1 protein-coding gene is annotated in these 3,265 nt (G+C 40.4%); it reads right to left on the reverse strand.

What is annotated here, in order from left to right; genetic code table 11:
• Positions 1 to 507 precede the first annotated feature (507 nt).
• Complete coding sequence (locus AC11ZT_RS05720; RefSeq protein ID WP_484058681.1) at positions 508 to 3,162, reverse strand: EAL domain-containing protein; 2,655 nt, start codon at positions 3,160 to 3,162, stop codon at positions 508 to 510.
• Between the last annotated feature and the right edge of the window lie 103 nt (positions 3,163 to 3,265).

A 3,265-nucleotide genomic window follows, 5' to 3' on the forward strand; every position in this document is an offset into this window, starting at 1 on the left:
AAACTCATTACCGGTCAAAATCCGCAATCAACCATAAGCGTGGCAAAAGCATTTATAGCACAACTAGCATAAGTATAGAAGGAAAAAGAAGGCCACGTTCACATGGAGGGAACTGAAAAAGCATGGCATTCGAAAAATAAGTACGATGGTACCTTATCGTGCAGGCCCTTTGTTACCACTAGCTTGCTTTTTTCCCGTGAGCGGGCACAAACGGACTTCTTTTGTTACCGCTGACTTGCTCTTTTTCCGTCAGCGGGCACAAACGGACTTCTTTTGTTACCGCCGACTTGCTCTTTTTCCGTGAGTGGGCACAATCGGACTTCTTTTGTTACCGCCAACTTCCTTTTTTTCCGTCAGCGGGCACAAACGGACTTCTTTTGTTACCACCGACTTGCTTTTTCTCAGTGAGCGGGCACAATTAGATCTACTTTTTTCCAGTTATAAAGAAGACCACTGAAAATAATACGTTTCAGTGGCCTTCTATACATTGACGGGCTTCTTTTTTTATTAGACCAATTCTTTTTCACACAAATGCTGCTTTATCCACTTTTCTACCTCACACGGGGACAATGGATTACTATAGTAGAATCCTCGCACATTCTCACCGTTTATTCGCGTAAGGAAAGAACATTGCTCCTGCTCTTCCACTCCTTCAGCCAAGACAGAAATTCCTAAGCTATTTCCTAGCTCAGCAATAGAATCGAGAAGCTTCTTATTCGCTAGGTTCCGTTTAATATTATAAATATAACTCTTATTATATTTCAGTAACTGAATTGGTAATTGTACCATATTACAAAGAGAGCAAAAATCCGTCCCAAAGTTTTCAAGAGCTACCATAACACCGCAGCGTTTCATGGCAGTTAAAAATGTCATCCCCATATCCGGGCTACTAATTAAAGCTTCCTCTGTCACCTCAACGATAAGTTGATCAGACGCAAACTGCATATCTTGCAACAGTTGTATTACTTTCTCGGTAAACAAGCTACTATTAAGTAACTGAGGGGACAACCGCACAGCTAGTTTCATTTTCAAGTGAAAGGCATCATTCCACGAATGAATTTTTGACATCGCTTCCTGCAACATCCAAAGTGTTGTATCTGCTATAAGCCCTTCTTCTTCTGCAAGAGACGTTAGTTCAAGCCAAGTAATGAGACCATAGTCAGGATGCTGCCAACGCATATAGGCTTCCATGCCTAAAATCGAGCCATCATACAAATCCAATTGTGGCTGATATACAAGCATAAATTCCCCTTTTTCAATTGCCACTGGCAAATCCATACCTAGTTTCTTTCTTCGATTGATCTTATCACTGTAATTATAGAAGTGATAATTATTTCCGGACTTCGCTTTCACATAATACAAGGCAGAATCAGCGTGGCGAAGAAGTTCATCTTCTGTCGTTCCATCACACGGGAACATAGCTATTCCAAGTGAAACGGTAGAAACAATCGAATTATCTTGAAATATAATCGGACCTTGAAAGGCAAGGACAATTCGCTTCGCAATTACTTCTACTTCTTCCTCCCGCAAATTAGGAAGAAGTAACGCAAATTCATCTCCGCCAAGACGTGCAGCAAAATCATTATTGCGAATGACCATTTGTAACCGGTGGGCAACCTCTTTCAAAAACAGGTCGCCATATTCATGGGTAAAGGTATCATTAATCCATTTAAAATGATCAAAGTCCAAATAGAAAAGGGCAAATGTTGTTTCACTCTTTAGATAATGCTGGATCTGATGCGAAAAGGAACGGCGATTCGCAATCCCGGTTAACCCGTCAATAAATGCCATACTTTTCAAATGTTCCTCATACGATTTACGTTCCCGAATATCCTTCGATAATATAATAATATAATCTAAATTTTGTTGATCATCTACTGCCGGAATCATTCGAACTTCGAGCCATATCCATACTTGTTGCTTACTGAGAATACGATATTCAAGAAGAACCGACTCCCTTTTGCGCAAGACATCATCCATTTTCTCTCGCACCAAAGAAAGATCCTCCGGATGAATCAAGGAAAAGAACGACATGGACATCGATTCCATCGGCGTATAACCCAATACACCTGTAATCGACGGGGAAACATATGTAGTGACCAAAGATGGTGTAATCATTATCGTATAATCGCTAGAATGCTCCGCGATAATTCGGTGACGATTTTCACTTTCCTGTAAAGCCAGCTCATATTTCTTCTGCACCGTCATATCCCGTATTACAACCGAAACCATCGTAACCTGATTATCTCGGTTCCGAATCGGTGAAAGCGTAACACTTACTGGCACAACCGATCCATCATCTCTCTTCACACTCGTATCCATCCCGCGCATAACCGAACCCGTTACAATCTGATTAAAAATATCCTCAGCAGCAGACTTCTCTACATCGAACCAGATGTAAGCAGGTTGTCCTTTTAATTCCTTCTCCACATGTCCAAGAAAACTTCCAAACGCAGGATTCATCTGCACAATATGTTGATTCAAATCCATAATAAACATCGGATCAGCGGCATTTGTGAAAAAAGCCTCCAGCTTCTGCTCCGTCTCCCGCTCCTCGGTAATATCATTCATCACATATTTCACACCAGGAACGCCTTGGTACACAATATCTCTCACAAACATTTCAACAATCGCAAATCCGTTTCTTTTATATACCAACTCTTCGGAAAAACGCCACGTTTTTTCTCCATCAGAATAAGACTCTCCTTGTTTATCGTTACGTTTAAGAAAAGAGTCTACACGTTTTCCGAGGATATCATCAATGTAATTTGCCCCAAGTAGCCTGATTCCCGCAGCATTCACATAGGTAATCTTTCCATCCACCTCAATGAAAATGGGATTCGGCGTATTTTCAATTACCTGCTGATACCGCTCATCTACATTATTCATCTCCTCACTCCAAAAGACGCTCTTTCTCCATCTAAAGGTGAGAAGAATCAACGAAACCAGTATTAAAACAAATATAGAAAAATCAATACTCTCTCGAAAGGTATTCCACCTAGCAAACTGCAACGCAGCAAGCATAGAGATGAGTATAAAAATTGTTATATAAAAAAAACGTAACGGTCCAGGAATGGAACGTCCATTGCGCCAAAAACTCATCCACCCCAATGTTACAAGCAGAAGTGAAAGTACAACAACCTCTAAAAAACTACCCTGCATCCATATCATCCCTAACATACATATCCGTACCTCTTAGTTTACTATATTTGTACATTACTTTAAACCGAACAGATTGTGAATTTACAGAATTAAGCAAAAATAG

Source organism: Ectobacillus sp., assembly GCF_056992975.1.

What these genes read in the sequence shown, in the direction of transcription:
- AC11ZT_RS05720 (WP_484058681.1), bottom strand. Translation starts at nt 3,162, where the DNA reads ATGCAGGGTAGTTTTTTAGAGGTTGTTGTACTTTCACTTCTGCTTGTA.